This is a genomic window from Rubrivivax gelatinosus (genome assembly GCF_004340905.1).
Taxonomy (GTDB): Bacteria; Pseudomonadota; Gammaproteobacteria; order Burkholderiales; family Burkholderiaceae_C; genus Rubrivivax; species Rubrivivax gelatinosus.
Genome location: NZ_SLXD01000001.1, coordinates 144,549 through 170,869 on the forward strand (window position 1 = coordinate 144,549; position 26,321 = coordinate 170,869).

23 protein-coding genes are annotated in these 26,321 nt (G+C 72.4%); 9 read left to right on the plus strand and 14 right to left on the minus strand.

The window, feature by feature from the left end:
• Positions 1–37: 37 nt before the first annotated feature.
• The 6 genes from htpG to EV684_RS00710 form a co-directional block, all read right to left on the minus strand.
• Positions 38–1,906 (minus strand): molecular chaperone HtpG, encoded by a 1,869-nt coding sequence (htpG, locus tag EV684_RS00685; protein WP_132644282.1) that lies wholly within the window; start codon positions 1,904–1,906, stop codon positions 38–40.
• A 130-nt stretch (positions 1,907–2,036) separates the two neighbouring features.
• Entirely contained in the window at positions 2,037–2,741 is a 705-nt protein-coding gene (locus EV684_RS00690) for an alpha/beta fold hydrolase (RefSeq protein WP_132644283.1), read from the minus strand.
• An 83-nt stretch (positions 2,742–2,824) separates the two neighbouring features.
• Positions 2,825–3,802 carry a hypothetical protein gene (locus EV684_RS00695; RefSeq protein ID WP_132644284.1) on the minus strand — a complete coding sequence of 326 codons (978 nt, stop codon included), beginning with the start codon at positions 3,800–3,802 and terminating at the stop codon, positions 2,825–2,827.
• Between the two features lie 76 nt (positions 3,803–3,878).
• A complete protein-coding gene (locus tag EV684_RS00700; RefSeq protein WP_132644285.1) occupies positions 3,879–4,085 on the minus strand; it encodes a (2Fe-2S)-binding protein in 207 nt (68 codons plus the stop codon).
• Between the two features lie 103 nt (positions 4,086–4,188).
• On the minus strand, positions 4,189–4,665 hold the full coding sequence (gene bfr / locus EV684_RS00705) for a bacterioferritin (protein ID WP_132644286.1): 477 nt from the start codon (positions 4,663–4,665) through the stop codon (positions 4,189–4,191).
• Between the two features lie 57 nt (positions 4,666–4,722).
• Entirely contained in the window at positions 4,723–5,322 is a 600-nt protein-coding gene (locus EV684_RS00710; protein WP_132644287.1) for a LysE/ArgO family amino acid transporter, read from the minus strand.
• A gap of 72 nt (positions 5,323–5,394) precedes the next feature.
• Between EV684_RS00710 and EV684_RS00715 the strand changes: the two genes are divergently transcribed.
• Both EV684_RS00715 and EV684_RS00720 read left to right on the plus strand, forming a co-directional pair.
• Positions 5,395–6,288, plus strand: a complete 894-nt coding sequence (locus EV684_RS00715) for a LysR family transcriptional regulator ArgP (RefSeq protein WP_132644288.1) — start codon at positions 5,395–5,397, stop codon at positions 6,286–6,288.
• Between the two features lie 123 nt (positions 6,289–6,411).
• Positions 6,412–9,036 carry a bifunctional acetate--CoA ligase family protein/GNAT family N-acetyltransferase gene (locus EV684_RS00720; RefSeq protein ID WP_132644289.1) on the plus strand — a complete coding sequence of 875 codons (2,625 nt, stop codon included), beginning with the start codon at positions 6,412–6,414 and terminating at the stop codon, positions 9,034–9,036.
• Between the two features lie 35 nt (positions 9,037–9,071).
• Here the strand turns inward: EV684_RS00720 and EV684_RS00725 are convergent, their stop codons facing one another.
• The 7 genes from EV684_RS00725 to fahA all read right to left on the minus strand — a co-directional run bounded on the left by EV684_RS00725 (position 9,072) and on the right by fahA (position 16,205).
• Positions 9,072–9,977: an alpha/beta fold hydrolase gene (locus EV684_RS00725; RefSeq protein ID WP_132644290.1), complete on the minus strand. Its 906-nt coding sequence runs from the start codon at positions 9,975–9,977 to the stop codon at positions 9,072–9,074.
• Complete coding sequence (locus tag EV684_RS00730) at positions 9,974–11,191, minus strand: 6-phosphofructokinase (protein ID WP_132644291.1); 1,218 nt, start codon at positions 11,189–11,191, stop codon at positions 9,974–9,976. The genes EV684_RS00725 and EV684_RS00730 overlap by 4 nt, the downstream gene beginning before the upstream one ends.
• 97 nt (positions 11,192–11,288) lie before the next feature.
• A complete protein-coding gene (locus EV684_RS00735; protein ID WP_132644292.1) occupies positions 11,289–11,813 on the minus strand; it encodes a hemerythrin domain-containing protein in 525 nt (174 codons plus the stop codon).
• Between the two features lie 14 nt (positions 11,814–11,827).
• On the minus strand, positions 11,828–12,235 hold the full coding sequence (locus tag EV684_RS00740; protein ID WP_132644293.1) for a SirB2 family protein: 408 nt from the start codon (positions 12,233–12,235) through the stop codon (positions 11,828–11,830).
• 44 nt (positions 12,236–12,279) lie between these two features.
• Positions 12,280–13,509: an NAD(P)H-dependent flavin oxidoreductase gene (locus EV684_RS00745; protein ID WP_165908382.1), complete on the minus strand. Its 1,230-nt coding sequence runs from the start codon at positions 13,507–13,509 to the stop codon at positions 12,280–12,282.
• A gap of 165 nt (positions 13,510–13,674) precedes the next feature.
• A complete protein-coding gene (locus EV684_RS00750) occupies positions 13,675–14,829 on the minus strand; it encodes a hypothetical protein (protein WP_132644295.1) in 1,155 nt (384 codons plus the stop codon).
• An 80-nt stretch (positions 14,830–14,909) separates the two neighbouring features.
• The gene (fahA, locus tag EV684_RS00755; protein WP_132644296.1) at positions 14,910–16,205 is read right to left on the minus strand and encodes a fumarylacetoacetase; all 1,296 of its coding nucleotides are present in this window, start codon (positions 16,203–16,205) and stop codon (positions 14,910–14,912) included.
• Between the two features lie 208 nt (positions 16,206–16,413).
• Here fahA and EV684_RS24510 point away from each other — a divergent pair, with 208 nt between their 5' ends.
• From EV684_RS24510 to EV684_RS00775, 5 genes are all read left to right on the plus strand, one after another.
• Positions 16,414–16,548, plus strand: coding sequence for a hypothetical protein (locus EV684_RS24510; protein WP_259375497.1), 135 nt, complete (start codon positions 16,414–16,416; stop codon positions 16,546–16,548).
• Between the two features lie 31 nt (positions 16,549–16,579).
• A complete protein-coding gene (locus EV684_RS00760; RefSeq protein WP_132644297.1) occupies positions 16,580–17,254 on the plus strand; it encodes a response regulator transcription factor in 675 nt (224 codons plus the stop codon).
• Positions 17,251–18,552, plus strand: coding sequence for an ATP-binding protein (locus EV684_RS00765; RefSeq protein ID WP_132644298.1), 1,302 nt, complete (start codon positions 17,251–17,253; stop codon positions 18,550–18,552). The genes EV684_RS00760 and EV684_RS00765 overlap by 4 nt, the downstream gene beginning before the upstream one ends.
• 105 nt (positions 18,553–18,657) lie before the next feature.
• Complete coding sequence (locus tag EV684_RS00770) at positions 18,658–20,163, plus strand: Do family serine endopeptidase (protein WP_200222301.1); 1,506 nt, start codon at positions 18,658–18,660, stop codon at positions 20,161–20,163.
• Between the two features lie 137 nt (positions 20,164–20,300).
• Complete coding sequence (locus EV684_RS00775) at positions 20,301–22,094, plus strand: sensor histidine kinase (protein WP_132644300.1); 1,794 nt, start codon at positions 20,301–20,303, stop codon at positions 22,092–22,094.
• Here the strand turns inward: EV684_RS00775 and EV684_RS00780 are convergent.
• Positions 22,084–22,359, minus strand: a complete 276-nt coding sequence (locus EV684_RS00780) for a hypothetical protein (protein ID WP_207184345.1) — start codon at positions 22,357–22,359, stop codon at positions 22,084–22,086. The genes EV684_RS00775 and EV684_RS00780 overlap by 11 nt on opposite strands.
• 191 nt (positions 22,360–22,550) lie before the next feature.
• On the opposite strand from EV684_RS00780, the gene EV684_RS00785 reads away from it, so the two are divergent.
• The gene (locus EV684_RS00785; RefSeq protein WP_207184344.1) at positions 22,551–23,993 is read left to right on the plus strand and encodes a wax ester/triacylglycerol synthase family O-acyltransferase; all 1,443 of its coding nucleotides are present in this window, start codon (positions 22,551–22,553) and stop codon (positions 23,991–23,993) included.
• 12 nt (positions 23,994–24,005) lie between these two features.
• The gene (locus EV684_RS00790; protein WP_132644301.1) at positions 24,006–25,529 is read left to right on the plus strand and encodes a wax ester/triacylglycerol synthase family O-acyltransferase; all 1,524 of its coding nucleotides are present in this window, start codon (positions 24,006–24,008) and stop codon (positions 25,527–25,529) included.
• Positions 25,530–26,321: the final 792 nt, after the last annotated feature.

The window sequence follows — 26,321 nt, forward strand, 5'->3', positions numbered from 1 at the left end:
CGGCGCCGACCGGCGCCGCAGCGTCAGCGTCGGCCGCTCAGCCGACGAGCATGCGGTTGACGCGCCGCACGTAGGCCGCCGGGTCTTCCAGCTGGCCGCCTTCGGCCAGCAGCGCCTGGTCAAAGAGGATCTGCGCCAGGTCGTCGAAACGATCGTCACCGTCGAGCCGCTTGACCAGCGGGTGCTCGGCGTTGATCTCCAGGATCGGCAGCGACTTCGGCGCCGTCTGGCCGGCCTGCTTCAGCAGCCGGGCCAGGTGCGCGCTCATGTCGCCCTCGTCGGCGACGATGCACGCCGGCGAGTCGACGAGGCGGGTCGTCGTGCGCACGTCCTTCGCGCGCTCCTTGAGGCTCTCCTTCAGGCGCTCGAGCACCGGCTTGAGGGCCTCGGCGGTCTGCTCGGCGGCCTTCTTCTCCTCCTCGTCCTGCAGCTGCCCCAGGTCGACGCCGCCCTTGGCGACGCTTTGCAGCGGCTTGCCGTCGAACTCGTAGAGGTGCGAGAGCATCCACTCGTCGACGCGGTCGGTCAGCAGCAGGACCTCGATGCCCTTCTTGCGGAAGATCTCCAGCTGCGGGCTGCTCTTGGCGGCGGCCAGCGTGTCGGCGGTGATGTAGTAGATCGCCTCCTGGCCTTCCTTCATGCGCGCCACGTAGTCGGCGAAGCCGACGCCCGACTCGGCCTCGGTCGAAGCGAAGCGCAGCAGCTTGGCGATGCGCTCCTGGTTGACGTTGTCCTCGCCGATGCCTTCCTTCAGCACGGCGCCGAACTGCGTCCAGAACTCGGCGTACTTGTCCTTCTGGTTCTCGGCCACGTCCTCCAGCATCGACAGCACGCGCTTGGTGCTGCCTTCGCGGATCGCCTTCACGTCGCGGCTCTCCTGCAGCAGCTCGCGGCTGACGTTCAGCGGCAGGTCGGCCGAGTCGATCACGCCCTTGACGAAGCGCAGGTACACCGGCATCAGCGCCTCGGCGTCGTCCATGATGAAGACGCGCTTGACGTAGAGCTTCACGCCGCCGCGCTTGTCGCGGTTCCACAGGTCGAACGGCGCCTTGGCCGGCACGTACAGCAGCTGCGTGTACTCGGTGCGGCCCTCGACGCGGTTGTGCGTGTAGGCCAGCGGCGCCTCGCTGTCGTAGGAGATCTGCTTGTAGAACTCCTGGTACTGGGCGTCGGTGATCTCGCTCTTCGGGCGGGTCCACAGCGCGGCGGCCTTGTTCACGGCCTCCCACTCGCCGGTGGTGACCTGCTCCTTCTTCTCGTCGTCCCAGCGCTGCTGGGGCATCAGCACCGGCAGCGAGATGTGGTCGCTGTACTTGCTGATGATGCTGCGCAGCTTCCAGGCCGCGAGGAACTCGTCCTCGCCGTCGCGCAGGTGCAGGATGACGTCGGTGCCGCGTTCGGGACGGGTGATGGTCTCGACCTCGAACTCGCCGGTGCCTTCGCTGGCCCAGCGCACGCCCTGCTCGGCCGGCAGCCCGGCGCGGCGGGTCTCGACGGTGATGCGGTCGGCGACGATGAAGCCCGAGTAGAAGCCGACGCCGAACTGGCCGATCAGGTTGGCGTCCTTCTTCTGCTCGCCTTCGAGCGCGGCCATGAACTCGCGCGTGCCGCTCTTGGCGATCGTGCCCAGGTGCTGCACGGCCTCGTCGGCGCTCATGCCGATGCCGTTGTCGCGGATCGTGATCGTCTTCTTCTCGGCATCGAAGCTGACGCGGATCTCCAGGTCGGGGTCGTCCTCGTACAGCTCGGCCTTGTCCAGCGCCTCGAAGCGCAGCTTGTCGCAGGCGTCCGACGCGTTGGACACGAGCTCGCGCAGGAAGATCTCCTTGTTCGAGTACAGCGAATGCGTCACGAGGTGCAGGATCTGCTTGACCTCGGCCTGGAACGACAGGGTTTGCTTGTCCATGGTGTTGGCGGCGAAAAAGTGGCTCCGCCCGGCGATGCCGGGCACGGCGATGCACAGTGGGGGCGCCGCGGCGCCCTTCAAGAGGGGCCGGATTGTCGCCTGTGCCGCCCGCGGGGTGCCGTGCGGCGGATCAGGCCGCCAGCCAGGCGCCCAGCGCGGCGTTGACGGCTGCCGGCGACTCCAGCGGCGCCATGTGGCCGCAGCGGCCGATGACGACGTGCGATGCACCGGGGATCAACCGGCGCATCTCGGCGTGCGTCTCCGGCGGCGTCAGGCGGTCGTCGCTGCCGGTCAGCAGCAGCGTCGTGCAGCGCAGCTGCGGCAGCAGCGGCGAGTGGTCGGGGCGCGTCAGCAAGGCCTCGATCTGGGCCTCGAAGACGGCCGGCGTGCGCCGCGCGAACATCCCGACGACGGTGTCGACGACCGGGCCGGGACGGCGACTCTCGTGCACCGTGCCCTGCACCCAGTCCAGCGCCATCGCACGCATGCCCTCGCGCCGCGCCAGGTCCAGGAAACGCTGGCGCGCGGCACGCTCGGCGGCGCCGGCTTCGCCTTCGGGAAGCGGCAGGCAGCCGGTGTTGAGCAGCGCCAGGCGCTGCACGCGCTCGGGCGCGCGGCGGCAGATCTCGAGCGCGACGCGTCCGCCCATCGAGTGCCCGGCAAGCGCCAGCGGCCCGGGCGGCGCGCCCGCGAGTGCCGCCTCGGCCATCGCGCCGATCGATCGTGCTTCGCCGTACTCGGCGACCGTGCAGGCGGCCGGCAGCGCCGCGCACTGGGGCTGCCACAGGTCCGCATCGCACAGCAGGCCGGGCAGCAACAGCAGGGACGTCTTCATCCGGGGCTCCTCCGTCGACGTGCTGGCGCCATTCTGGCGCGGCCGCCGGCGCTGCGCCTTGCGCTGCCGGTGGCCGCCGCGCTTCAGCCGACGCGGCCGAGCAACGCGTCGCGCGTGAGCGTCCAGCTGCGGTCGATGCTGCCGTCGCGGCCCAGGTCCAGCGTGATCGTCACGCTGCCGTCGGCCCAGGTGGCCGTCAGCTCGTGCTCGGTGCTCGTCGCGACGAGGCGGCCGGCGGCCACGTAGCCGTCCGCGCCGACCGTCAGCGCGCCGTCGGTGTCGATCTGGAGCTGGGCGTCGGGGCGACGCGGGTTGTCGGCCTCCAGCGTCAGTTCGCCGTCGTGGGTGCGCGAGACGAAGGCGGCACCTGCGTCGTAGGTCTTGACCACCGTCCAGTCCAGGTCACGCAGACGATAGTTGGACTCGCGCTCGCCGATCATGGTCACCATCGCCAGGGACTCCGTGCTGAGCGTACGCCGGCGTTCGCTGCCGCCGCCGTCCAGCGTCTCGGTCTCGCGCTGCAGGCGCAGCCCGCCACCGACGGTGAAGCGGCCGGCGGGCTTGGTGATCTCGAGGCCGCTGACGAGCAGCGTCAGATCGCTGGAGTCCTCGTCGCGTTCATTGACGGTCAGCTTCAGGCTGCCGTCCAGCGTCGTGCCGTCGGCCGTCGCGCAGGCCTGGTACTCGACCTCGACGACCTCGCCGGCATCGAGGCGGCCGTTGCCTTCGTCTTCGGCATCCAGCGAGGTCACGGTCCAGTCCACGGTGCCGCCGCCGGCGCAGGCCGTGCCGCCGTCGACCGACCGGGCTTGCACGCCGCCTGCCGCGGCCTGCGCGGCCAGGCCGGCTTCGACCGTCTCGACCGCGAGGTCCAAACCGTCGGCCGTGACCACCGGCATCGCCGCCGAATCGGCCGCATAACCTTCGGCGACCTCGTTGGAGATGCCGGCGGGGCTGTCGTCGTCATCGTCGCCACCGCTGCCGCCGCAGGCGGCCAGAAAACAGACGGCCGCCAAGGTGGCGGCCGTCATCGTGAAACGGGACTTGTTCTTCGCTTGCATCGTCGCTCCTGCAGAGACGGCACCGTTGGCCGTGACGCAGGTGGATGGCAAGCGGCGCTCCCGCCGCGTGCGACGCTCAGGGGGTCTGCACGGTGTCCGACGAGGAGGTGCCGGCGTGGCAGGCCAGCGCGGAATCGAACACTTCGCGTGCGCAGTCGTGGCAGCAGCCGCAGGAAGACGCGACACGCAGATCGTCCTGCAAGACGTCGAAGCAGCGCGTGCCCGCCTGCACCGCGGCGGCGATGTCGCGATCCGAGACGCGGTGGCAGAGGCAGACGATCATGGGCGCGACTCCTGTCGGAATGCGCCGGATCGTAAGCTAAATGCGAATCCCTCTCAATACCTGGATGGACACAGGGTGTAGCGCCGGCGCCGCCTGAGCGCGCTCAGGACGCTTCGCCCATCTGCGACTGCAGGTAGTTCGGCTCGCCGACCTTGGCAACCAGCTCCAGCTGGGTCTCCAGATGGTCCACGTGCTCCTCGGTGTCCTCGAGGATGTCTTCGAGCAGTTCGCGGCTGACGTAGTCGCGCACCGACTCGCAGTACGCGATCGCGTCCTTCAGCTGCGCCTGCGACTCCAGCTCGAGCTTCAGGTCGCACTGGAGGATCTCGACGACCGTCTCGCCGATCAAGAGCTTGCCCAGGTCCTGCAGGTTGGGCAGGCCTTCGAGCACGAGGATGCGGTCGACGATCTTGTCGGCGTGTTTCATCTCCTCGATCGATTCCTGGTACTCGTGTTTCGCCATGCGCACGAAGCCCCAGTTCTTCAGCATGCGGTAGTGCAGGAAGTACTGGTTGATCGCGGTGAGCTCGCTCTTGAGCTGGCGGTTCAGGTGTTCGAGTACGACGGTGTCGCCCTTCATGGCCGCTCCTCCATCCGGTTGGGTCGGCGCATTGTGCGGCGGCGGCGGATTTCGTGCTCAGACCAGCAGCGCCGCGGCCAGCGACAGCATCGTCGCGCCGATCACCAGGTCCAGCACCTGCCAGGCACGCGGCCGCGCGAACACCGGCGCCAGCCAGCGCGCGCCGTAGCCCAGCCCCGAGAACCACAGCGCGCTGGCCGACGCCGCGCCAAGCACGAAGGCCGGGCGTGCCGCCACCGTCTGCTGCGCCCCCACGGAGCCGACGAGCAGCACGGTGTCCAGGTAGACGTGGGGATTGAGCAGCGTGAAGGCCGCCACCTGCGCCAGCGCCCGGCGCCGCGTGAGGCCCGCGGCGCCCGCGGCCGCGAGCGCCCCGGGACGCCGTGCACGCCACAGCGCACGAAGCCCGTAGGCCGCGAGAAAGGCCGCGCCGCCCCAGGTCAGCAGCAAGGTCAGCGCGGGCGCGGCGCCGATGACCCCGCCCAGGCCGGCGACACCCGCGGCGATCAGCAGGGCGTCCATCGCGGCGCAGAAGAGCACAACGGGCCCGACGTGCTCGCGCCGCAGGCCCTGGCGCAGCACGAAGGCGTTCTGCGCGCCGATCGCGACGATCAGCGCCAGGCTGAGGGAGAAACCGGTGATCCAGGCGGAAGTCATGGCGCCAGCATGCCGCGCCCGATCGAAAGCAGTGCTAAAACCTGCTGCACCGTCATTAGCGCTGCTTCATCGATGCTCGACTACGCCCTGCTCGAAGCCCTGGCCGCCGTCGTGCGCGAAGGCAGCTTCGAACGTGCCGCGCGCACGCTGCACGTCACCGCTTCGGCGGTGTCGCAGCGCGTGCGCCTGCTCGAGGAGCGCCTGGGCCAGGTGCTGGTGGTGCGCGGCCAGCCCTGCAGCGCCACCGCCGCCGGCCGGCTGCTGTGCCGCCACGCCGAGCAGGTGGCGCTGCTCGAAGGCGCGCTGCGCGCCGAGCTGCCGGCGCTGCACCGCGACGCCGGCTGGGCGACGCTGCCGGTGGCCGTCAACGCCGACAGCCTGGCGACCTGGTTCGTCGGCGCCGCGGCGGCCTTCGCGCAGGCCGAGCCGCGCGTTCTGCTGGACCTGGGCGTCGACGACCAGGACCACACCGCCGAACGCCTGCACGCCGGCGAGGTGCTGGCCGCCGTCAGCGCCGCCGACCATGCCGCGCCCGGCTGCCGGCGCGTGCCGCTGGGCCGGCTGCGCTACGTCGCCACGGCCAGCCCGGCCTATGTCGCGCGCCATTTCGCCGACGGCGTCGACGCCGCCGCGCTGGCGCGTGCGCCGGCATTGGTCTTCGACCGCAAGGACCGGCTGCAGCAGCGCTGGGCGCAGCGCGCCGCCGATCAGCCCGTCGAGATGCCGCGGCACTGGCTGCCGTCGAGCCAGGGCTTCGTCGACGCCACGCTGGCCGGCCTGGGCTGGGGCCTGAACCCGGAGCCGCTGGTGCGCACGCTGCTGGCCGCCGGCCGGCTGGTCGAACTGGTGCCCGACAGCGCGCTGGACGTGCCGCTGGCCTGGCAGCACACGCGCATCGCGCTGCCGGCGCTGCAGCGGCTCACCGACTGCGTCGTCGAGGCCGCACGCGGCACGCTGCAGCCCTGACGGCGGCACCACGTTACGCTTGCGCAAGATCAACCGGCCCACCGCGACCGTGCAGGGCGCACGACCGCACGATCGGGCGCTGGCCTATCCTCGGCGGTTGACCCAGACGACGAAAGCTCCATCGTGGACCGCCATATCCTCAGCTCGCTCTTCGCGCCGAAATCGATCGTCGTCTTCGCCGGCGACCCCGACAGCGACGAGGCGCCGACGCCGCTGGCGCGCACGCTGCGCCGGGCGCTGATCGACGGCGGTTACGCCGGCCCGGTCACCTGGCTGGACATCTCGATGACCGGCACGCTGGCCGACCTGGCGGCCTCGCGCGCCGACCTGGCGCTGATCGCGCTGCCGCCCGAGCAGATCCCGGCGGCGATGGAGATCGTCGGCCGCATCCGCTGCCGCGCCGCGCTGATCGTCTCCAGCGGCCTGCCGCTGGAGACCTGCAGCGAGCTGCACCAGGTCGCCCGGCGTTACGGCGTGCACCTGCTGGGCCCCAACAGCATGGGCTTCCAGCGCCCGTCACTCAAGCTCAACGCCAGCGCGCTCGGGCCGCTGGCCGCGCCGGGCCCGCTGGGCCTGATCTCGCAGTCCGGGGCGCTGACGGCGTCGATCCTCGACTGGGCACGCCACAACGGCATCGGCTTCTCCAACGTCATCTCGCTGGGCCCGAACACCGCCGTCGACCTGCCGCAGGCGCTGGACTTCCTGGCCAACGACGGCCAGACCCAGAGCATCCTGGTCTACATGGAGGGCATCCGCCACGCGCGCCGCTTCATGAGCGCGCTGCGTGCCGCGGCCTATGCCAAGCCGGTGGTGGTGATGAAGGCGGGGCGCAAGCCGGCCGGTTCGCACGCCGCGCTGACGCACTCGGCGGCCATCGTCGGCGCCGACGACGTCTTCGACGCCGCCCTGCGCCGCGCCGGCGTCGTGCGCGTGCGCACCTTCGTGCAGCTGTTCTCGGCCGCCAAGTGCCTGGCCTCGCGCTTCCGCCCGGTGGGCAAGCGGCTGGCGATCATCACCAACGGCGGCGGCCCGGGCGTGCTGGCCGCCGACTGGGCCGACGAGATCGGGCTGGACGTCGCCGGCGTCGCCGACCTCGGCGAGGACGCCGACGGCGCGCGCTACCGCGAGGCGCTGCAGCAGTCGCTGGCCGACCGCGGCGCCGACGGCATCCTGCTGATCTACTCGCCCAAGGCCGGCGAGGATCCGCTGTCCATCGCGCAGGCGATCGGCGAGGCCTATTCGCCGTCGGGCAAGCCGGTGCTGTCGTGCTGGATGGGCGACACCGTCGTGCGCCCGGCGCGCGAGTACCTGGCCTCGCGGCTGATCCCGACCTTCCGCACGCCGGAGGCCGCGGTCGACGCCTTCCACAGCATCGCCAGCTTCTACCGCAACCAGCAGCTGCTGCAGCAGACGCCGGCCTCGCTGTCGCACCTGGCCGACCCCGACACCGAAGGCGCGCGCCTGCTGATCGAAGGCGTGCTGACCGAACGCCGCCGCGTGCTCACCGAAATGGAGAGCAAGGCGCTGCTGGCGGCCTTCCACGTCCCGGTGACACGCACGATGCTCGCGCGCACGCCCAACGAGGCGATGCTGATCGCCAGCCAGCTGGGCTACCCGGTGGCGCTGAAGATCGACTCGCCGGACATCTCGCACAAGAGCGACGTCAAGGGCGTGGCGCTGGACGTGCACAGTGCCGCCCAGGTGCGCGACCGCTTCAACGACATGATGGACGCGGTGCGCCGCGCGATGCCCAGCGCGCGCATCAACGGCATCACGGTGCAGCCGATGGCCGGGCGCAGCTCGCGCGGCAAGGTGCGCGAGGTCTACGTCGGCCTGACCACCGACGACCCGTTCGGCCCGGTGATCACCTTCGGCGCCGGCGGCACGATGATCGAGCTGATCGCCGACCGCGCGATGGAGCTGCCGCCGCTGAACCAGTTCCTCGCGCACCGGCTGATCGAACGTGCGCGTGTCGCCGAGTCGCTGGGCGAATGGCGCGGTGCGCTGCCGGCGGACATCCAGGCGCTCGAGCAGGTGCTGCTGCGCGTCTCGGAGATGGTCTGCGAGCTGCCGCAGCTGCGCGAGATGGACATCAACCCGATCATCGTCGACGAGAACGGCGCCGTCGCGGTCGACGCGCGCATCGTCATCGACCACTCGGCGGCGGCGCCGCACAGCTACAACCACCTGGCGATCCTGCCCTACCCGTCGAGCCAGGAGCGCGAGTGGCCGATGAAGGGCGGCGGGCTCTACACGATCCGCCCGATCCGCCCCGACGACGCCGACATGCTGCAGTCCTTCGTGCGCGGGCTGTCCGAGGAGAGCCGCTACTTCCGCTTCGCCAGCACGATGCCCGAGCTGCCGGCGCGCATGCTGGCGCGCTATACGCTGATCGACTACGACCGCGAGATGGCGCTGGTGGCCGTGCTGCGCGAACGCCACGTCGCCGAGGACGGCAGCTTCCACGAGAGCGAACGCATCATCGGCGTCTCGCGCTACATCACCAACCCCGACCAGACGAGCTGCGAGTTCTCGCTCGCGGTGGCTGACGAGTTCAAGGGCCAGGGGCTGGGTTCGCGGCTGATGCTGTCGATCGTCGACTTCGCGCGCGCCAAGGGGCTGGCCGAGATCGAGGGGCTGATCCTGGCGAACAACGCCAACATGCTGCGCCTGATGAAGAGCCTCGGGTTCACGATCTCGCCGTTCCCCGAGGATCCGGACTTCAAGCTCGCGGCCAAGACGCTGTAGGGCCTGCGGCCGGCGGCACGGGGCCGCCGCCGGGCTCAGCGCGTCAGGAAGCGGTCGCAGACGGCGAAGAACTCCTGCGGCCGTTCGAAGTACGGCAGCGCGCCGGTCTGGAAGACGTTGAAGCGCCAGTTGGGCTTCCTCTCGACGGCGTTCTTCGCGCGGTAGTCGGTGAAGTCGCCGCGCACGCCGTGGCTCATCCACACCGGCTGGCGCAACTTCTCGTAGACGTCGAGGATGTCGGCGCTGAACAGCCCGCCCGACAGGAAGGCCAGCGGCGCGTGCCGGGCTCCGGGCGCGCGCGCGGTCTCGACCGCGTAGGCCCAGGCCTGCTCGTCGATCTGGCGCCCACCCCAGGTCTTCTCGAGGAAGTAGCGCACGACCTTGGGCCGCGTCAGGTTGTCGAACAGGAACGGCGCCCACAGCGGCACCGACAGCACCGCGTGCAGGCCAGGGATCGCACGCGTGGCGCCGGGCGCGCCGCGCAGCGGCCTGGCCCCGCGAAAGCCCGTCGGGCTGACCAGCGCCAGGCGCCCCCAGTTGCGCGGGCGCTCGCAGGCCGCACGCGCCAGGAACTCGCAGCCCAGCGACAGCGCCATCGCGTCCAGCGGCCCGGGGCCGCAGCGCTGGCGGATCTGCGCCGCGGCCTCGTGCAGCGCATCGGTCATCAGCCGCGGCGTGTAGTCGCGGTCGGCGCGCTCGGACAGGCCGAAGCCCGGCAGGTCGAGCGCGAACACCGTGCGCCAGGTGGCGTAGTGCTCGTAGACCGGGCGCATCTCGGCCGCCGAAGCGGCGGCGTTGACGCTGTGCACCAGCAGCAGCGGGGCGCCCTCGCCCTTCGTGTAGCAGACCAGGCCGCCGGGGAAGGACAGGCGTTCGCCCGGCAGCGCCGGGCCGAGGGACTGGCTCTGCCGGGCCAGCACGGGGTCGAGTGCCGCGTTCATGAGGTCCTCAGCACCTTGGGAACGGGAGCCGGCCGCAGCCGGTAGGCGTCGGGCATGCGCGAGCCGAGCAGCGGCCGCAGGTACATGCGGAAGGCGTCGGTGACGTCGGTGCCTTCGGCGGTGATGAACTCGTCGTCCATCGTGCGCGTCTTGCCGGCCACCGCCGCCAGCGGCAGCAGTTCGTAGTCGACCGAGTAGAAGCCGGTGCGCTTGATCGCCACCGAGCCGTCGCTCCTGCCCCACATCGCGAACTGCACCGCCTTCTCGCCGACCTCGCGCGCCTCGCGCTGGTCGACGTCGCTGACGCAGCCGATGAAGCTCCTCTGCAGGTAGCCGAAGGTGTCGCCGCGCACACGCTTGATCTTCAGCCTGGATTTGATCTCCTCGCACAGCAGGTCGGCGAGCGCACCGTTGCCCGAGAGCTGCACGTTGCCGTGCGCGTCGTGTTCGATGGCCTTGGCCAGCTGCACGACGATCGGCGTGCCCGAGGCGTCGTGGATGCCCTCGCTGACGGCGATGACGCAGCGGCCGTGGCGCTCGTACATCGTCTTCACGTCGGCGAGGAAACGCTCGATGTCGAACACGCGCTCGGGCACGTAGATCAGGTGCGGGCCGTCGTCGGGGAACTTCTTGCCCAGCGCGCTGGCGGCGGTCAGGAACCCCGCGTGGCGGCCCATCACGACGCCGACGTAGACCCCCGGCAGCGCCGCGTTGTCGAGGTTGGCGCCGGCAAAGGCCTGGGCGACGAAACGCGCCGCGCTCGGGAAGCCCGGCGTGTGGTCGCTGCCCACCAGGTCGTTGTCGATCGTCTTCGGGATGTGGATGGCGCGCAGCGGGTAGCCGGCCTTGATCGCCTCCTCGCTGACGATGCGCACGGTGTCCGACGAGTCGTTGCCGCCGATGTAGAAGAAGTGTTCGATCTCGTGCGCCTGCAGGACCTTGAAGATCTCCTGGCAGTACTTGAGATCGGGCTTGTCGCGCGTGGAGCCCAGCGCCGACGACGGCGTGTTGGCGACGTGCTCGAGGTTGTGGCTGGTTTCCTGGGTCAGGTCGACGAAGTCCTCGTCGACGATGCCGCGCACGCCGTGGCGCGCGCCGTAGACCAGCCGCACGTCGCGGAAGCGCCGCGCCTCGAGCACGACGCCGACGAGCGACTGGTTGATGACTGCGGTCGGCCCCCCACCCTGGGCCACGAGAATCTTGCCTGACGACATGCCGTCGACCTCCTGCGGGCATTGTGCGCCCGCACCTCGTACGGCACACCCGGCCCAGGTCAGGAAACGGGTTGTGACGCCACGACGCGTTGGGGGGTCAGCGCAGGCCGCGGCGGTGGGCCATTTCCTCGGCCATGCGCACCAGGCAGCGGTCGTCGATCGCCGCCGCGGCGGCCGGGTAGGCGCGCTCGTCCTCGTCGGCGACGTGGCGCCGGTACAGCGCGACGAAAGCCTCCCACTGCGGCGCCACGGCGGCGTCCCAGCGGTCGTCGGCCAGCGCCGCGAGCGTCGGCTTCAGCGCGTGCCAGGCAGCGGCCAGCTCGGCATGTTCGGCCTGCAGGCGGTCGGCCAGCGCGGCCTCGCCCTGCTCACGCAGCGCCGGGAAGACGTGACGCTCCTCGTCCTCGTGGTGGTTGGGCGCGGCGAGGTCGAAGTAGCGCATCACGTCGCGCGCGGCCTGGCGCGCCTGATCGTCGACCTCGCCGCCACGCTGCTCGAGGTGGGCGCACAGTCGCTCCAGCAGCGACAGCATGCGCTCGACGCGGTCGTGGCAGGCCTCGAGCATCTCGAACGGGGCGTCGAAACCGACGCTGGGGCCCTCGTGCAGCGGGATCGTGGCCATGGCGGCTCCCCGGTTCAGCTCCACCAGGCGGCGAAGACACCCAGCGGATGGTGCGCCCGCGCCAGCGACACCATGAAGAGGAACACCGCCAGCGCGGCGACATAGGCGGCGGCGCGTGCGCCGGGCGTGCGGCCGCGCTTGAGGGCGACGGAACCGAGCACGACGTAGACGACGAGCAGCGCCAGCTTGGTCCCGAGCCAGCCGTCGCGCAACGGCTGCAGCGCAAGAATCGCCCACAAGGTGGCGCCGGCGGTCAGCAGCAGCGTGTCGATGACGTAGCTGGCCACGCGCAACGGCTTGACCATCGCCCAGCGCTGGCCGGCGAGAACGGCCGCGCCGCGCACGGCGAACAGCATGCCGCTGGCCGCGACGAACGCGACGTGCGCCAGCTTGATCTCGGCGTAGGCGGCGGCCAGGGACATCAGGCCCTCGTCCCGGCAAGGCGTGCGCCTGCCGGCAACGAAGCTCAGGCGGCGGCGTGGGCGCCGACGTTCACCGGCGTCAGCAGCTTCTCCAGCAGCTCGCGCACCTGCACGATGCGCGTGCCGAACGGCATCTGGCCGACGCCGCGGAAGAACAGGCCCTTCATGACGTCGCCGCGCACCGCGGCGGCGAGCTGGGTGTCGATGCAGAACTGGCCCCAGCCCTTGAAGCCGTCGCGCAGCCCGCACTGGGTCAGGCAGTCGAAGGTGACGACGCAGCGTGGCTTCTTGTGCGCGATGTCCTGCAGCTTGGGCTCGGCGTTCAGGTAGTTCTTCAGCCAGTGCGTCTTGACCGCACGCGCCGGCAGGCCGGCGACGCTGGTGAACTCGACCAGGTCTTCGTCACGCGCTTCGGCCAGCACCTTCTTGAACGCCGGGTGGGCGTCGCACTCCTCGGTGGCGACGAACGGCGTGCCCAGCTGCACCGCGGCGGCGCCCAGGTTCTGCAGGCGCGCGATGTCCTCGTGCGTGCGGATGCCGCCGGCGGCGATCACCGGCACGTCTTCCATGCCGGCGCTGCGCAGGAACTCGCGCGTCGCCGGGATCACGTTCTCGAACTCGAAACGCGGGTCGTTCAGGTCCTCGACCCGCGCCGCGCCCAGGTGGCCGGCGGCCAGCCGCGGGTGCTCGATGACGATGGCGTCGGGGCGGCGCTGCTTGCGCTCCCACTTCTTGACGATCAGCTGCACGCCGCGGGCGTCCGACAGGATCGGGATCAGCGCGGTCTTCGGGTGTTCCTTGGCCAGGTCCGGCAGGTCCAGCGGCAGGCCGGCGCCGACGACGACCGCATCGATGCCCGAGCGCAGCGCCCGCACCACCGAAGGCGCGTATTCGCCGACGGCGCGCATGACGTTGATCGCCAGCAGGCCGCGGCCCTGGGAGATCTCGCGCGCGGCGCGGATCTCGCGGTCGATGGCCTCGAGGTTGGCGTCGTTGATCGCCTTCTTGTCGGCCTCGCCGTTGAGGCCCTTGTGGCAGTGCTGGGTGCGCTCCATCAGGTCGGGGTGGTGGCGGCGCAGGTCGACCGAGGAGATCGTGCCGACGGCCCCGAGCGAGGCGACGCTGCCGGCCAGACGGTGTGCCGAGATGCCGACCCCCATGCCGCCCTGCACGATCGGCAGCAGTTCGCGGCCGGCCAGCTTCAGCGGGCGCAGCACGCTGCGCTCCAGCTTGTCGCGCAGGATTTCGACGGTCTGGTCGACCGAGGGGGGCATCAACATCTTGGGTTCTCGCGGTCAGGCACGCGGGACGGACGTGTCCAGCGTGCGGCATTGCATCGCGCCCGACAGCGGGCGGCCTTGACTTCCGTCAGCTTGGCACCCCGTAGCGTAACGGATTCCGCTCACCCGGCCGGGCACGCGGTCAGGCGGGCGAGCCGATCAGAACTCGATCATCTCGACACGCTGGCCGCGCTGGACGAGCTGGTCGCGCAGGCGCTCGGCCTCGTCGCGCCTGAGCAAAGGCCAGCACACCGCGCGCCAGTCGTCGCCCGCGGGCAGGACCTCGACGCGCGGGCAGCGCGGCGCGCCCCCGAGCGCACCGAGCGCGGCCTCGAGGTCGCGGCCGAGCAGGCGCGACTCCGCCGGCGTGCGCGACGCTCGCGTGACGAGGGCGTAGACGATCTCGTGGCGGTCGGCACGGCGCGCGGCCGACGAGGCACGCGCGGCCTCGCCGGCCTGGCGCGCGGCGCGGCGCTCGTCGTCGCCGAGCAGAAAGGCCGGCGGCTCGCGCAGGCGGTGGCCTTCGGCGTCGACCGGGCGCGGCGTGATGATCGGCGCGGGCGGCGCGACCAACAGCCTGGGCTGCGGCGCCGATGCGGCCGATGCGGCCGCCGAGGCCGCGACGACCGGGGCCGACGCCTGCGCCGACGGCGTCGCCGCGGAGGCCGATGCCGGTGCGGCAGAAGCCCCCGAGGCGGCCGCCGATGCCGCCGATGCCGCCGATGCCGCCGATGCCGCCGATGCCGGCGCCGAGGCGGCCGCGGCCGACGGCGCAGAAGCCACGGCCGGCGCCACGGCCTCGTCGGCGCCGCGGCCACGCTGCACCACCCAGGCGAAGACGCCGGCCAGCGCGACGACGGCGGCCAGGCCGGCAGCGGCCACCCCCACACGGGCGTTGCTGCGGCGTCGCCGCCCCAGCACCGCACCGCCCGGCCGGCTGTCCAGCAGCACCGGCACCGGCCCGGCCGGCGTCTGCAGCGTCGCCTGGCCGAGCCAGAGCACGACGGCCACGCCGCCCACGGGCACGCGCACACGGTCGATCACCACCTGGTGCAGCGGCAGGCCGTCGGTCTCGGGACGCGACTCCTGGCCGTGGCGGCGGGCCCAGGCGGCCAGGCGGGACGCCGAGACGCCGTCGAGCAGCTTCTCGCTGAACACCGGGCGCCAGCGCGAACGGCGCTCGCCGCCGGCGAACGGCAGGTCCACCCAGCCGAACTCGCCCACCTGCTGCGGCGTCACGCGCAGCGCCAGGGGGTCGCGGTGATGCCAGGCCACCACGCGGGCGGCCCATTCGTCGCGGCGTTCGGGCTCCATCGTCGGGCATTCTGAGCGCGCCCGGCGCGGCGCAAGCGCCGAAGAAGGGGGCGCAGCCGGGTGCTGTTCGGGCCGCCGCCTCAGCCGCGCACCGTGCCCGTCAGCGTGCCGAAGCCGATGCGCACCGCGCCGCGGCGCTGGCAGGCGGCACGCAGCACGACGGTATCGCCGTCCTGCAGGAAGACACGCTGCCCGCCGCCCGGCAGCGCCAGCGGCTGGCGCCCGCCCTGCGTCAGCTCCAGCAGCGACGCACCCTGCCCCGGCTGCGGCCCGGAGATCGCGCCGGTGCCCAGCAGGTCGCCCGGGTGCAGCGGGCAGCCGTTGCTGGCGTGGTGCGCCACCAGCTGCGCCGGCGTCCAGTACGCGTCCAGCAGGTTGGACGCGGCCAGCGGCACCGGCTGCGCCATTCCGGGCGTCGCCAGCCAGGACTCAAGCACGATGTCGACGGCACCGCCTTCGCGGTTGGCGGCACCGTCCAGGTAGGGCAGCGGCGGCGGGTCCTCCGGCGGCCGGACCTGCGGGCGGCGGAACGGCGCCAGCGCCTCCATCGTCACGACCCACGGCGAGATCGAGGTCGCGAAGTTCTTGCCGAGAAAAGGCCCGAGCGGCGCACCTTCCCAGGCCAGCAGATCGCGCGCGGACCAGTCGTTGAGCAGCACCAGGCCGAAGATCGCGTCCTCGGCCTGAGGCATCGCCAGCGGCCGGCCCGGCACGTTGCCGCGGCCGACGACGATGCCCACCTCCAGCTCGAAGTCCAGCCGCCGTGTCGGCGCGAACTCCGGCGCCTCGGCCGGGCCCTTGATCTGGCCGCGCGGGCGGCGGATGTCGCCGCCCAGCCCCACCGAGGAGGCGCGGCCATGGCAGGCCAGCGGCACCCACTTGTAGTTGGGCAGCAGCGGATGGTCGGGGCGCAGCAGCCGGCCGACGGCCGTCGCGTGGTGGATGCCGGCGTGGAACTCGGTGAACTCGGCCACCTGGAAGGGCATCGCCATCTCGGCCTGGGCCTGCGGCACGAGGCAGAGTTCGAGGAACGGCCCCTGGTCGCCATCGGCGGCGAGCGCCTCGGACAGCGCGTGGCGCAGCCGGCGCCAGGCCGGCCGGCCCAGCGCCATGAAGCGGTTGAGGTCACCGGCGGCCAGCGGCTCGAGCAGCGGGTAGACCTCGTCGGGCCAGGGGCACTGTTGCAGCGCGAGCTTGAGGTCCAGGATGTGCTCACCGATGGCGACACCGGCACGCAGCGGCTCGTCGCTGCCGCGGCGGCGAAAACGCCCCAGCGGCAGGTTCTGGATCGGGAAGTCGGTGCCCGGGCGATTGGCCGAATCGACCCAGCTCAGCAGCAGCGGATCGTGCGTCGAATCGGTGCGTGCCACGCTCATCGGAGGCGCCGTTGGGGTGATGGGGCGGCGGCACGGGCTTTGCTCTGGGGGGTACGGCACTGCTGCCCGGGAACGCCATGCAAGATCGTAGTTGTCAGGGCCGCGGCCACAAGCCCGCACGCACGGGCCGCGTTGAAACAGCCGGTGACCGGCCGGCGAGCCGGAGCCGGGCACCCCATCGAGTCATGCCACCGAAAGGAGGCCGCCGATGAGCAGGAATGGATCACGCCCGCACTGGGACGGCTGGCTGACCATCGCCACGATCGCCGTGGCGCTGGCCAGCGCCTGGGTCTGGGCCGACGCCGAGGCCGCACCGTCCACGCCACCCGCCGTCGTGCACTGAGCGTCGGCGGCGCCGCCGCTATGCTCGGCGCATGCGACTGCTGCTCGTCGAGGACGACCGGATGATCGGCGAGAGCCTGCGCGCCGCGCTCAGGCTCGAAGGCCATGCCGTGGACTGGGTGCGCGACGCCGCCGCCGCACGTGCCTCGCTGGCGAGCGAACGTTTCGACTGCGTGCTGCTGGACCTGGGCCTGCCGCCCGGCGGCCCGCCGGGTGCGCCGCCGGCCGACGGCCTGGACGTGCTGCGCGAACTGCGCAGCCGCGCCGACACCACGCCGGTCATCGTGCTGACCGCGCGCGACGCCAGCGGCGACCGCGTGCGCGGCCTGGACGCCGGCGCCGACGACTACCTCGTCAAACCTTTCGAGTTCGACGAGCTGACGGCACGCATCCGCGCCGTCACGCGCCGCCACGGCGGCCGCGCCGGCCCGCTGCTGACGCACGGCGGCGTCACGCTGGACCCGGCGACACGCCAGGTCACGCAGCACGGCCAGCCGGTGCTGCTGTCGGCCCGCGAGTTCGCGGTGCTGGAAGCGCTGATGCAGCGCCCCGGCGCGGTGCTGTCGCGCGCCCAGCTCGAGGACCGCCTCTACGGCTGGGGCGACGCGGTCGAGAGCAACGCCGTCTCGGTCTACATCCACCAGCTGCGGCGCAAGCTCGGCGCCGACTTCATCCGCAACATGCGCGGCGTCGGCTACTTCCTGTGAACTCGATCCGCGCGCGCGTGCTCGCGCTGCTGCTGGCGATGCTCGCCTTCGCCGCCGGGGTGATGGGCACGGTGGCTTATCACAACGTGCTCGCCGAGACCGAGGCGCTGTTCGACTACCAGCTGCGCCAGATGGCGCTGTCGCTGCGCGACCAGGGCGAGATCGCGGCCGACCAGGCCGGCGCGCTGGCCGACCGCGAACTCGACTTCGTGATCCAGATCTGGAGCGCCGACGGCCAGACGATCTACGCCTCGCGCCCGCACGACGAGCTGCCGGCGCGGGCGCTGCTCGGTTTTGCCGACGTCTCGGCCGGCCAGCAGACCTGGCGCACCTTCACCGTGCTGCGCGGCCAGCGCGTGATCCAGGTCGCCCAGCCGCGCCAGATCCGCCAGCGCCTGGCCGCCGGCGCGGCGCTGCGCAGCGTCGCGCCGCTGCTCGGCATCGCGCCGTTGATCGCGCTCCTGACCTGGGCCGCGGCGACGCGCGTGCTGCGGCCGCTGCGCAGCGTCGCGCGCGCGGTGCGCGAACGCGAGCCGCAGTCGCTGTCGCCGCTGCCGGCCACCGGCCTGCCCGACGAGCTGTCGCCGCTGGTCGCCGCGCTCAACGGCCTGCTCGGCCAGCTGGCGCAGGCGCTGGACACCCAGCGCGCCTTCGTCGCCGACGCCGCGCACGAGCTGCGCTCGCCGCTGCAGGCGCTGAAGCTGCAGATCCGCCTGCTCGAACGCGCCGGGGACGAGGCCACACGCGCCGAGGCCGTGCGTGCGCTGGCCGAAGGCGTGGAGCGCAGCGCCTGGCTGGTCGAGCAGCTGCTCGTGCTGGCGCGCAACGAACCCGGCGCGCCGCCGCTGCCGACGACGCGTGTGGACCTCGCCGAAGCCGCGCGCAGCGCGCTGGCCGCGACCGTGCCGCTGGCGCGGACGCGCGGCACCGAGCTGGCGCTGCAGGCCGACGAACCGGTGCCGCTGCAAGGCGACGCCGGCTCGCTGTCGGTGCTGGTGCGCAACCTGGTCGACAACGCGGTGCGCCACTCGCCGCCCGGCGCACGCGTCGAGGTGCGGGCCGCGCTGGACGGCGGCGCGCCGCTGCTCGTCGTCGACGACGCCGGCCCGGGCATCCCGGCGGCCGAACGCGAGCGCGTCTTCGACCGCTTCTACCGCCGCGACCCCGGCGCCGGCGACGGCAGCGGCCTGGGGCTGGCGATCGTGCGCACGATCGCCGCTCGCCACGGCGCCAGCGTCACGCTGGGCGAGTCGCCGCTGGGCGGGCTGCGCGCCAGCGTGCGTTTCCCGGCTGCTTAATCTTCGCTTCACGCAGCGCTAACGCTGCACTCATCGTCCGGTCCCATGCTGGCGTCCATCGGGCTTAGACCAGGGCCCGTTCTCCGCGAAAAGGACATGGACACGATGAAGATGAAGCCTTTGGCCGCCGCCCTGCTGGCCGGTGGCGTGCTCGGTGCGAGTGCGGCCAGCGCCTTCGACCTGCCGCCCTGGCTGCGGCTGGACCGCCCCGCACCCGCCACCGCGATGGCGGGTGCCGCGGCGGCCACCGCCGCCGCCACGACCGCGCCGGTGGCCCCGATCCCGGCCCAGGGCACGGTGCCCGACTACCGCGCGATCTTCAAGCAGGCCGGCCCGGCCGTCGTCGGCATCACCGTCGAGGGCACGCACAAGGCCACCGCCGAGGAACAGGGCATTCCCGAGGGGCTCGAGAACGACCCGTTCTTCCAGTTCTTCCGCGGCATGCCGGGTTTCGGCCAGCGCGGCCGCGGCGCCAACCCCTCGGTGCCGTTCCGCGGCCAGGGCTCGGGTTTCATCGTCGGCAGCGACGGCCTGATCCTGACCAACGCCCACGTCGTGCGCGAAGCCAAGGAAGTCACCGTCAAGCTCGGCGACCGGCGCGAGTTCTCGGCCAAGGTGCTGGGCAGCGACCCGGTGACCGACATCGCCGTGCTGCGCATCGACGCCAAGGGTCTGCCGACGGTGCGCCTGGGCGACCCGCGCCGGCTGGAGGTCGGCGACCCGGTGATGGCCATCGGCGCGCCCTACGGCTTCGAGCAGACGGCGACCACCGGCATCGTCAGCGCCAAGGGCCGCTCGCTGCCGGGCGACACGGTGGTGCCGTTCATCCAGACCGACGCCGCGGTGAACCCGGGCAACTCCGGCGGCCCGCTGCTCGACGCCGGCGGCGCCGTCGTCGGCATCAACGCGCAGATCTATTCGCAGAGCGGCGGCTTCCAGGGCCTGTCGTTCGCGATCCCGATCGACGTCGCGCTGAAGATCAAGGACCAGATCGTCGCCACCGGACGGGCCCAGCATGCCCGTCTGGGCGTGTCGGTCCAGGACCTGAACCAGGGCCTGGCCGAGTCCTTCGGGCTGGAGCGGCCCGACGGCGCGCTCGTCGCCGCGGTGCAGCCCGGCAGCGCGGCGGCCAAGGGCGGACTCAAGCCCGGCGACGTGATCACCGAGGTCAACGGCCAGGCGGTGGAACGCGGCGGCAGCCTGTCTTCGCTGATCGGCCTGTCGGCGCCGGGCGAGCGCGTGAAGCTCAAGGTCTGGCGCGACAAGGGCTGGCGCGAGCTGGAGCTCAAGCTCGGCAGCGCCGAGGCCGAGGCGGCGGCACGCGCCGACGATCCGGCGCGCCCCGAAGGCAGTCTCGGCCTGGCGCTGCGCCCGCTGACGCGCGACGAGCAGCGCCAGGTGCACGTCGACGGCGGCCTGCTGGTGCAGGACGTCGACGGCCCGGCCGCGCGTGCCGGCGTCGAACGCGGCGACGTGCTGCTGGCCGTCAACGGCCAGCCGGTGCAGTCGATCGAACAGGTGCAGGCGGTGCTGAAGAGCAAACCCCGTCACATCGCGCTGCTCGTGCAGCGCGACGGCGAGACGATCTTCGTGCCGATCCGCCTGGGCTGAGGCCGCGCCGCCACCGAGCAACGGCCGCCCCGCACCGCGGGGCGGCCGTTTGCACTTCCAGCGCCGCAGACGTGACGTAGTGACGGAGCGAATAGCGATAGAACTGCTAGATTTGCTTGTCTCGCATCAGGCCGACCATGTCCACGATCAGCTCCGCGCTGCAGCGCGTCGCCGCTTCGGCGGCTCCGGGTGCCGAACGCCGGCTGCGCAATCTCGCCATCGGCGCTGCCACCCTGCTCGTCGTGCTCGCCTGGGCCGCGGTGGTGCTGGTGCTGTGGACACGCTGGAACGAGGCCGTCGAGAGCGAACAACGCCAGAACACCAACCTCGCCCGCGCGCTCGAGGAGCAGACGCTGCGCGTGATCGCCGCGGTCGACCAGGCCACGGTGCGGGCGCGGGACGACCATGCACGCCGCGGCGACGCGGTACTCGACCTGCCGCGCTACGCCAACGAGACCGGCCTGGTGCCCGGCATCCTGGTGCAGCTGTCGCTCGTCAGCGCCGACGGGCGCTTCATCGGCAGCAACCTCGACCCCGACGGCCGCAAGACCGGGCACGTCGACCTGTCCGAACGCGAGCACGTGCGCGTGCACCTGGCGCCCACGACACTGCCGCCGGACGGCGGGCTCGGGAGCCCCGACGCGCTGTGGATCGGCAAGCCGGTGCTCGGCAAGGTCTCCGGACGCTGGACCATCCAGATCTCGCGCCGCATCACCGCCGCCGACGGCCGCGTCATCGGTGTCGTCGTCGCGTCGCTGGACCCGGGCTACTTCGAGTCGGTCTACAAGCGCGTGGCGATCGGTTCGCTGGGCACCGTGACGCTGGTCGGGCAGGACCTGAGCATCCGGGCACGCGTCATCGGCGGCGAGAGCGCCGACCAGATCGGCCAGTCGCTGAAGAGCACGGGCAGCTTCGCACGCCAGCAGCTGGACCGCGAAGGCAGCTTCGCGGGCACGAGCTCGCTGGACGGCCTGGAACAGTTCAGCGCCTACCGCCGCATCGGCGAGTACCCGCTGTACGTGCTGGTGTCGACGGCGCAGACGGAGGCGCTGGTGGGCTGGCGCACGACGCGCGACATCGCCATCGTGCTGACGCTGCTGCTGACCGGCGCCGTCGCCACCGGCGCCCTGGTCTTCGTCGCCGGGCTGCGGCGCCTGGAGGCCAACAATGCCGCGCTTCGCGCCAGCGAAGCCGAGGCCACCGCTGCCAACAACGCCAAGAGCGAGTTCCTGGCGGCGATCTCGCACGAGCTGCGCACGCCGCTGACCAGCATCCGCGGTTTCGCCGAACTGATGGAGCACCGGCTGGACAACCCGAAGTTCCGCGAACAGGCCGGCCTGATCCGCAAGGCCGCCGAGTACCTCAACCAGCTGCTCGGCGAGATCCTTGACCTGGCGAAGGTCGAGGCCGGCTCGATGACGCTGACGTCCGAACCGGTGGGCCTGCGCGCGCTGGTGCAGGGCACGGTGGACTTCTACGCCCTGACGGCCGCCGCCAAGGGCCTGACGCTGGCCGTGGAGTTCGACCCGGAGGCACCGCCGGTCGTCGTCGTCGACGGGCTGCGCGTCAAGCAGATCCTGAACAACCTGCTGTCCAACGCGATCAAGTTCACCCCGGCCGGGCGGGTCGACGTGATGGTCGAACGCGTCGGCGGACAGGTGCTGATGCACGTCGAGGACACCGGGCCGGGCATCGCGGCGGACCTGCACGAGACGATCTTCGAGCGTTTCCGCCAGGGCAGCGCGCGGGTGAGCTACGAACACGGCGGCACCGGCCTGGGGCTGGCGCTGTCGCGGGCCCTGGCCAGGCTGATGGGCGGCACGCTGAGCCTGGCCTCGGAGCCGGGGCACGGCGCCCGCTTCACGCTGGCACTGCCGATCGTGCTGCCGCCGCAGACGGCCGGCGCTGGCGCGGCGGCGCTCAGCGGTTGAACCACCTCGCGAGCAACACGACGCCGGCGCCACCGACACCGATCACGACCAGAACCGCGGCCCACAGGCCACCGGCACCGCGGCGCGGCGCGGCCGCGCGTGGCCGGCGCGACTCGAGCGACGGATCGGGATGGCGCGACGGCTCGTCCCACAACGAGGGGCGGGTGCTCGGGTCGCCGAACTCGCTCGGGCGGTCCGCGCCGTTGTCGAACACCGTCACGCCCTGGAAGCGGCGAACGCCCGATGGACGTACGTCTTGTGACATTCGAGCATTGTCCGAACGCCAGGCCGTGCAGCGTTTCCCGCGATCCGGGGGGCGGCCTCCCAACTTCCCCCGGAATCCGTGCCCGACTTGACGAAAGATTGATCTGAATGTGCGTCGGCCCGGGCGCCGGCCGCTTACGTTGGCGTGACGCCGGGCCATGGGCCGCATCGGCGCGAAAGCGAGAAAAGGGCATGCAAGCCTTGAGCGGGGTGGATGGCGCCTTCCTCCACCTGGAGACACCGCAGACGCCGATGCACGTCGGTTCGCTGCACCTGTTCGAACGGCCGCCCGGCGCACGCGGCGACTTCGCGACCGCGGTGCGGCGGCTGATGAAGCAGCGGCTGCACCTGGCGCCGGTGCTGACACGCCGGCTGGCGACGATGCCGCTGCAGTTCGCCAACCCGGTGTGGGTGGAGGACGGCAGCGCCGACCTGGACTGGCACGTGCAGCGCATCACGCTGCCGGCGCCGGGCACGCAGGCCGAGCTCGAGGACACGGTCGCGCGGCTGCACGGCGAGCGCCTGGACCGCACGCGGCCGCTGTGGCGCATCTGGGTGATCGAGGGCCTGGCCTGCGGCGAGATCGGCTACTACGTGCAGGTGCACCACGCGCTGCTCGACGGCAAGGCCGGCGTGCTGCTGGCGCAGACGTTGTTCGACCCCTCGCCCGAGCCGCCGCCGCGCCCGCGCGGCCGGGCGCGACGCGCCGAGGACCCGGGCACGCTGGCGCTGGCCGCCGCGGCGCTGGCGCGCGACGCGGGGCTGTACGTCAGGCTCGCGCGCCAGCTGCCGCAGGCGCTGCAGCTGATCGGCACGCTGTTCGGCAGCCCGCGCCGGCCGCGCGGCGCCGGCTCCGGCGGCCATCTGCGCGAGAACCTCGGCTTCGGCCCGAAAACGGCACTGAACGTGGCGATCGGCCCCGAACGCGGCTTCGCCGCCGCCTCGGTGCCGCTGGACACGCTGAAGGCGCTGGCCGCCGCGCACGAGGCCAAGCTCAACGACATCGTGCTCGCGCTGTGCAGCGGCATGCTCAGGCGCTGGCTGGCCGCGCACGGCGGCGTGCCGAAGAAGCCGCTGCTGGCGACGATGCCGATCTCGCTGCGCGCCAGCGGCGACACCGAGTTCACGACCAAGGCCACGCTGTCGCTGGTCAACCTGCACACCGACATCGCGAACCCGATCAAGCGCCTGCACGCGATCCGCGACGCCGCCGGCGCGGTGAAGTCGGCCACCCAGCGCGCCCGCGGCGTCATCCCGACCGACTTCCCGTCGCTGGGCGCACCGTGGCTGCTGCAGGGGCTGGCGGCGCTGTACGGCGCTTCGGGCATCGCCGGGGCGATGCCGCCGCTGGCCAACCTCGTCATCTCCAACGTGCCCGGCCCGCGCGAGCCGCTGTACCTGGCCGGCGCGCGCATGACGAACTACTGGCCGCTGTCCATCGTCGAACACGGCCTGGGGCTCAACGTCACGGTGATGAGCTACGCCGGGGCGATGGACTTCGGCTTCACGACCGCGCGCGCGGCCGTCGGCGACGCACGCGAGCTGTCGGCGGCGCTGCTGCAGGCGCTGGACGAACTCGTCGCCGCCGGCCGGCCGCGTCCGGGCCCGCGGCGTGCCCGAAAGACCGCCGCCTGAACAGGAGGGCCCATGCGCCAGCTGAGCGGCCACGAAGCGAGCTTCCTCTACGCCGACACGACGCACGCCAACGCGAACGTCACTTTCGTGCAGATCTACGACCAGAGCACCGCGCCGGGCGGCACGGTGCGTTTCAAGAGCATCCTGGCGCACGTCGCCGGGCGGCTGCAGCGCTCGCCGGTGTTCCGCCAGCGCATGCTGCGCGTACCGCTGGAGCTGGACTACCCGTACTGGGTCGAGGACGAGCACTTCGACCTCGAGTACCACGTGCGCCACATCGCGCTGCCCAAGCCGGGCGACTGGCGCCAGTTCTGCATCCAGGCCTCGCGCATCCATGCCCGCGCGCTCGACCTGAACCGGCCGCTGTGGGAGCTCTACGTCATCGAGGGCCTGGACAGCATCACCGACCTGCCGCCGGGCAGCTTCGCGGTGCTGACCAAGATCCACCACGCCGCGGTCGACGTCGCCGGGCGGCACGAGCTCGTCGACGCGCTGCACGACCTGGCCGCCGAGCCGCCGCGCGCCGAGCCGCCCGAGCCCTGGTTCCCCGAACGCGCCCCCGGCGCGCTGAAGCTGCTGGCGCGCGGCGCGCTGCACAGCGCGCTGTCACCGCTGTCGCTGGCCGCGCCGCTGCTGCGGCTGGCACCGGTGGCCTGGACCTTCGCCGCCGACGTCGTCGCGCCCGAGCAGCACAGCGCCACGCGCTTCAACTCGGTGGTCTCGCCGCACCGCGTGTTCGACACCCGCCGCTTCGCGATCGCCGAGTTCGAGCGCATCCGCGGCCTGGTGCCGCGCGCCACCCTCACCGACGCGGTGCTCGCGGTCTGCGCCGGCGGCCTGCGGCGCTACCTCGACGCCCAGGGCGAGCTGCCCGAGGCCGACCTGGAAGCCATCGCGCCGGTCGCCGGCGCGGTGCCCGAGCCCGGCGTGGAGCCGCCGTGGCAGCTGGTGAGCCTGGGCACGACGATCGAGGACCCGGTGCAGCGGCTGCGCCACGTCCAGCGCCAGACCGCGAGTGCCCGCGCCGGGCTGCGTGCGCGGGCCGCACGCGGGCTGGCCGAACTCGCCGAACACGCGCCGGCCGCGACGCTGAAGCTCGCCTCGCGCTGGCTGGGCCTGCGCCCGAGCGAGCTGCGCCGGCCCGCCGCCTGCTGCACCGTCACCGCCGTCGGCAGCCCGCGCCAGCCGCTGTACCTGTGCGGCGCGCGCATGACCTACTTCTCGGCCATCCTGCCGATCGCCGACGGCATGGGGCTGGTGTTCGCCGTCACCGAGTACGACGGCCGCATCGTCGTCTCGCCGACGTCCTGCCGCGAACTGGTGCCCGACCCGGAAACCTTCACCCAGGCAGTGCGCGACAGCTTCCAGGAGTACCTGGCGCTGGCCGCGGCGGCGCCGGTGCCGCTCAGACCGGCAGCACGTGGTGCGTCAGCAGCCGGTAGGCCCGGCCCCAGCCCCCGTGCGGCTCGAACGGACGCCAGCGGCCGTCCGGCAACGCGAGGCGGTCCGCGACGATCCACAAGACCACCGGGTTGAAACCCAGCCCGAGGTGGCTGCCGGGCACGCGGATGTTCTCGTGGCGCGCCGCGTCGCCTTCGATCGTCGCCTCCTGCGGCGGCACGACGCCGTCGCTGAGCGAGTACAGGCAGGACACCGGCACCGACAGCGGCGCGCGTTCGCGCAGCTTCTTGGCGCGCGGCTGCATCGTGTGCGCCGTCGGGCCGTGCGGATGGGCGATCAGCCGGTACATCGCCTTGACCAGCGGCGGCGACGCGCTGCCCCCGGCGTCGACGCTGACCGGGCTGCCCAGCGTGACGACCTGGCGCACGCACTCCGGTGCCTGGTGGGCGCCGTAGACCGCGAACACGCCGCCCAGGCTCCAGCCGACCAGGCTGACCGGGCGCCCGGCGCGGTGCGCCATGTGGCGGATCTTCTGCTCCAGCGCGGTGGCGTGGCGCGGGTTGAAGCCGACGTTGCGGCCCAGGCCCCAGGTCTCGACCGCGTAGCCGCGGTGGCGCAGGAAGCGCTCCAGGCCGACGAGCGAGAACTCGCTGCCCATGAAGCCGGGCAGCAGCAGCACCGGATGGCCGTCGCCGCGCGGCGCGGCCAGCGACAGCGCCGGCAGCGTCCAGGGCAGCACGGCGAGCTCGGCGAGGACACGCGCCTCCAGCGCCGAGTGCAGCAGCCGCGGGCGGCCGCGGTGCGGGTGACGGGTGGCCATGCGGCCACTGTACGCCCGGGCACGCGGGCCGGATGCAGGACGATGTCACGCAGCGGACATCCCCCGTGCGTTACGCGGTGTCCACAATGCGGAGGATGTCGCGGCCG

Coding starts and splice junctions, on each gene's coding strand:
- htpG (WP_132644282.1), bottom strand. CDS start 1,906: ATGGACAAGCAAACCCTGTCGTTCCAGGCCGAGGTCAAGCAGATCCTG.
- EV684_RS00690 (WP_132644283.1), bottom strand. CDS start 2,741: ATGAAGACGTCCCTGCTGTTGCTGCCCGGCCTGCTGTGCGATGCGGAC.
- EV684_RS00695 (WP_132644284.1), bottom strand. CDS start 3,802: ATGCAAGCGAAGAACAAGTCCCGTTTCACGATGACGGCCGCCACCTTG.
- EV684_RS00700 (WP_132644285.1), bottom strand. CDS start 4,085: ATGATCGTCTGCCTCTGCCACCGCGTCTCGGATCGCGACATCGCCGCC.
- bfr (WP_132644286.1), bottom strand. CDS start 4,665: ATGAAGGGCGACACCGTCGTACTCGAACACCTGAACCGCCAGCTCAAG.
- EV684_RS00710 (WP_132644287.1), bottom strand. CDS start 5,322: ATGACTTCCGCCTGGATCACCGGTTTCTCCCTCAGCCTGGCGCTGATC.
- EV684_RS00715 (WP_132644288.1), top strand. CDS start 5,395: ATGCTCGACTACGCCCTGCTCGAAGCCCTGGCCGCCGTCGTGCGCGAA.
- EV684_RS00725 (WP_132644290.1), bottom strand. CDS start 9,977: ATGAACGCGGCACTCGACCCCGTGCTGGCCCGGCAGAGCCAGTCCCTC.
- EV684_RS00730 (WP_132644291.1), bottom strand. CDS start 11,191: ATGTCGTCAGGCAAGATTCTCGTGGCCCAGGGTGGGGGGCCGACCGCA.
- EV684_RS00735 (WP_132644292.1), bottom strand. CDS start 11,813: ATGGCCACGATCCCGCTGCACGAGGGCCCCAGCGTCGGTTTCGACGCC.
- EV684_RS00740 (WP_132644293.1), bottom strand. CDS start 12,235: ATGTCCCTGGCCGCCGCCTACGCCGAGATCAAGCTGGCGCACGTCGCG.
- EV684_RS00745 (WP_165908382.1), bottom strand. CDS start 13,509: ATGCCCCCCTCGGTCGACCAGACCGTCGAAATCCTGCGCGACAAGCTG.
- EV684_RS00750 (WP_132644295.1), bottom strand. CDS start 14,829: ATGGAGCCCGAACGCCGCGACGAATGGGCCGCCCGCGTGGTGGCCTGG.
- fahA (WP_132644296.1), bottom strand. CDS start 16,205: ATGAGCGTGGCACGCACCGATTCGACGCACGATCCGCTGCTGCTGAGC.
- EV684_RS24510 (WP_259375497.1), top strand. CDS start 16,414: ATGAGCAGGAATGGATCACGCCCGCACTGGGACGGCTGGCTGACCATC.
- EV684_RS00760 (WP_132644297.1), top strand. CDS start 16,580: ATGCGACTGCTGCTCGTCGAGGACGACCGGATGATCGGCGAGAGCCTG.
- EV684_RS00770 (WP_200222301.1), top strand. CDS start 18,658: ATGAAGATGAAGCCTTTGGCCGCCGCCCTGCTGGCCGGTGGCGTGCTC.
- EV684_RS00775 (WP_132644300.1), top strand. CDS start 20,301: ATGTCCACGATCAGCTCCGCGCTGCAGCGCGTCGCCGCTTCGGCGGCT.
- EV684_RS00780 (WP_207184345.1), bottom strand. CDS start 22,359: ATGTCACAAGACGTACGTCCATCGGGCGTTCGCCGCTTCCAGGGCGTG.
- EV684_RS00785 (WP_207184344.1), top strand. CDS start 22,551: ATGCAAGCCTTGAGCGGGGTGGATGGCGCCTTCCTCCACCTGGAGACA.
- EV684_RS00790 (WP_132644301.1), top strand. CDS start 24,006: ATGCGCCAGCTGAGCGGCCACGAAGCGAGCTTCCTCTACGCCGACACG.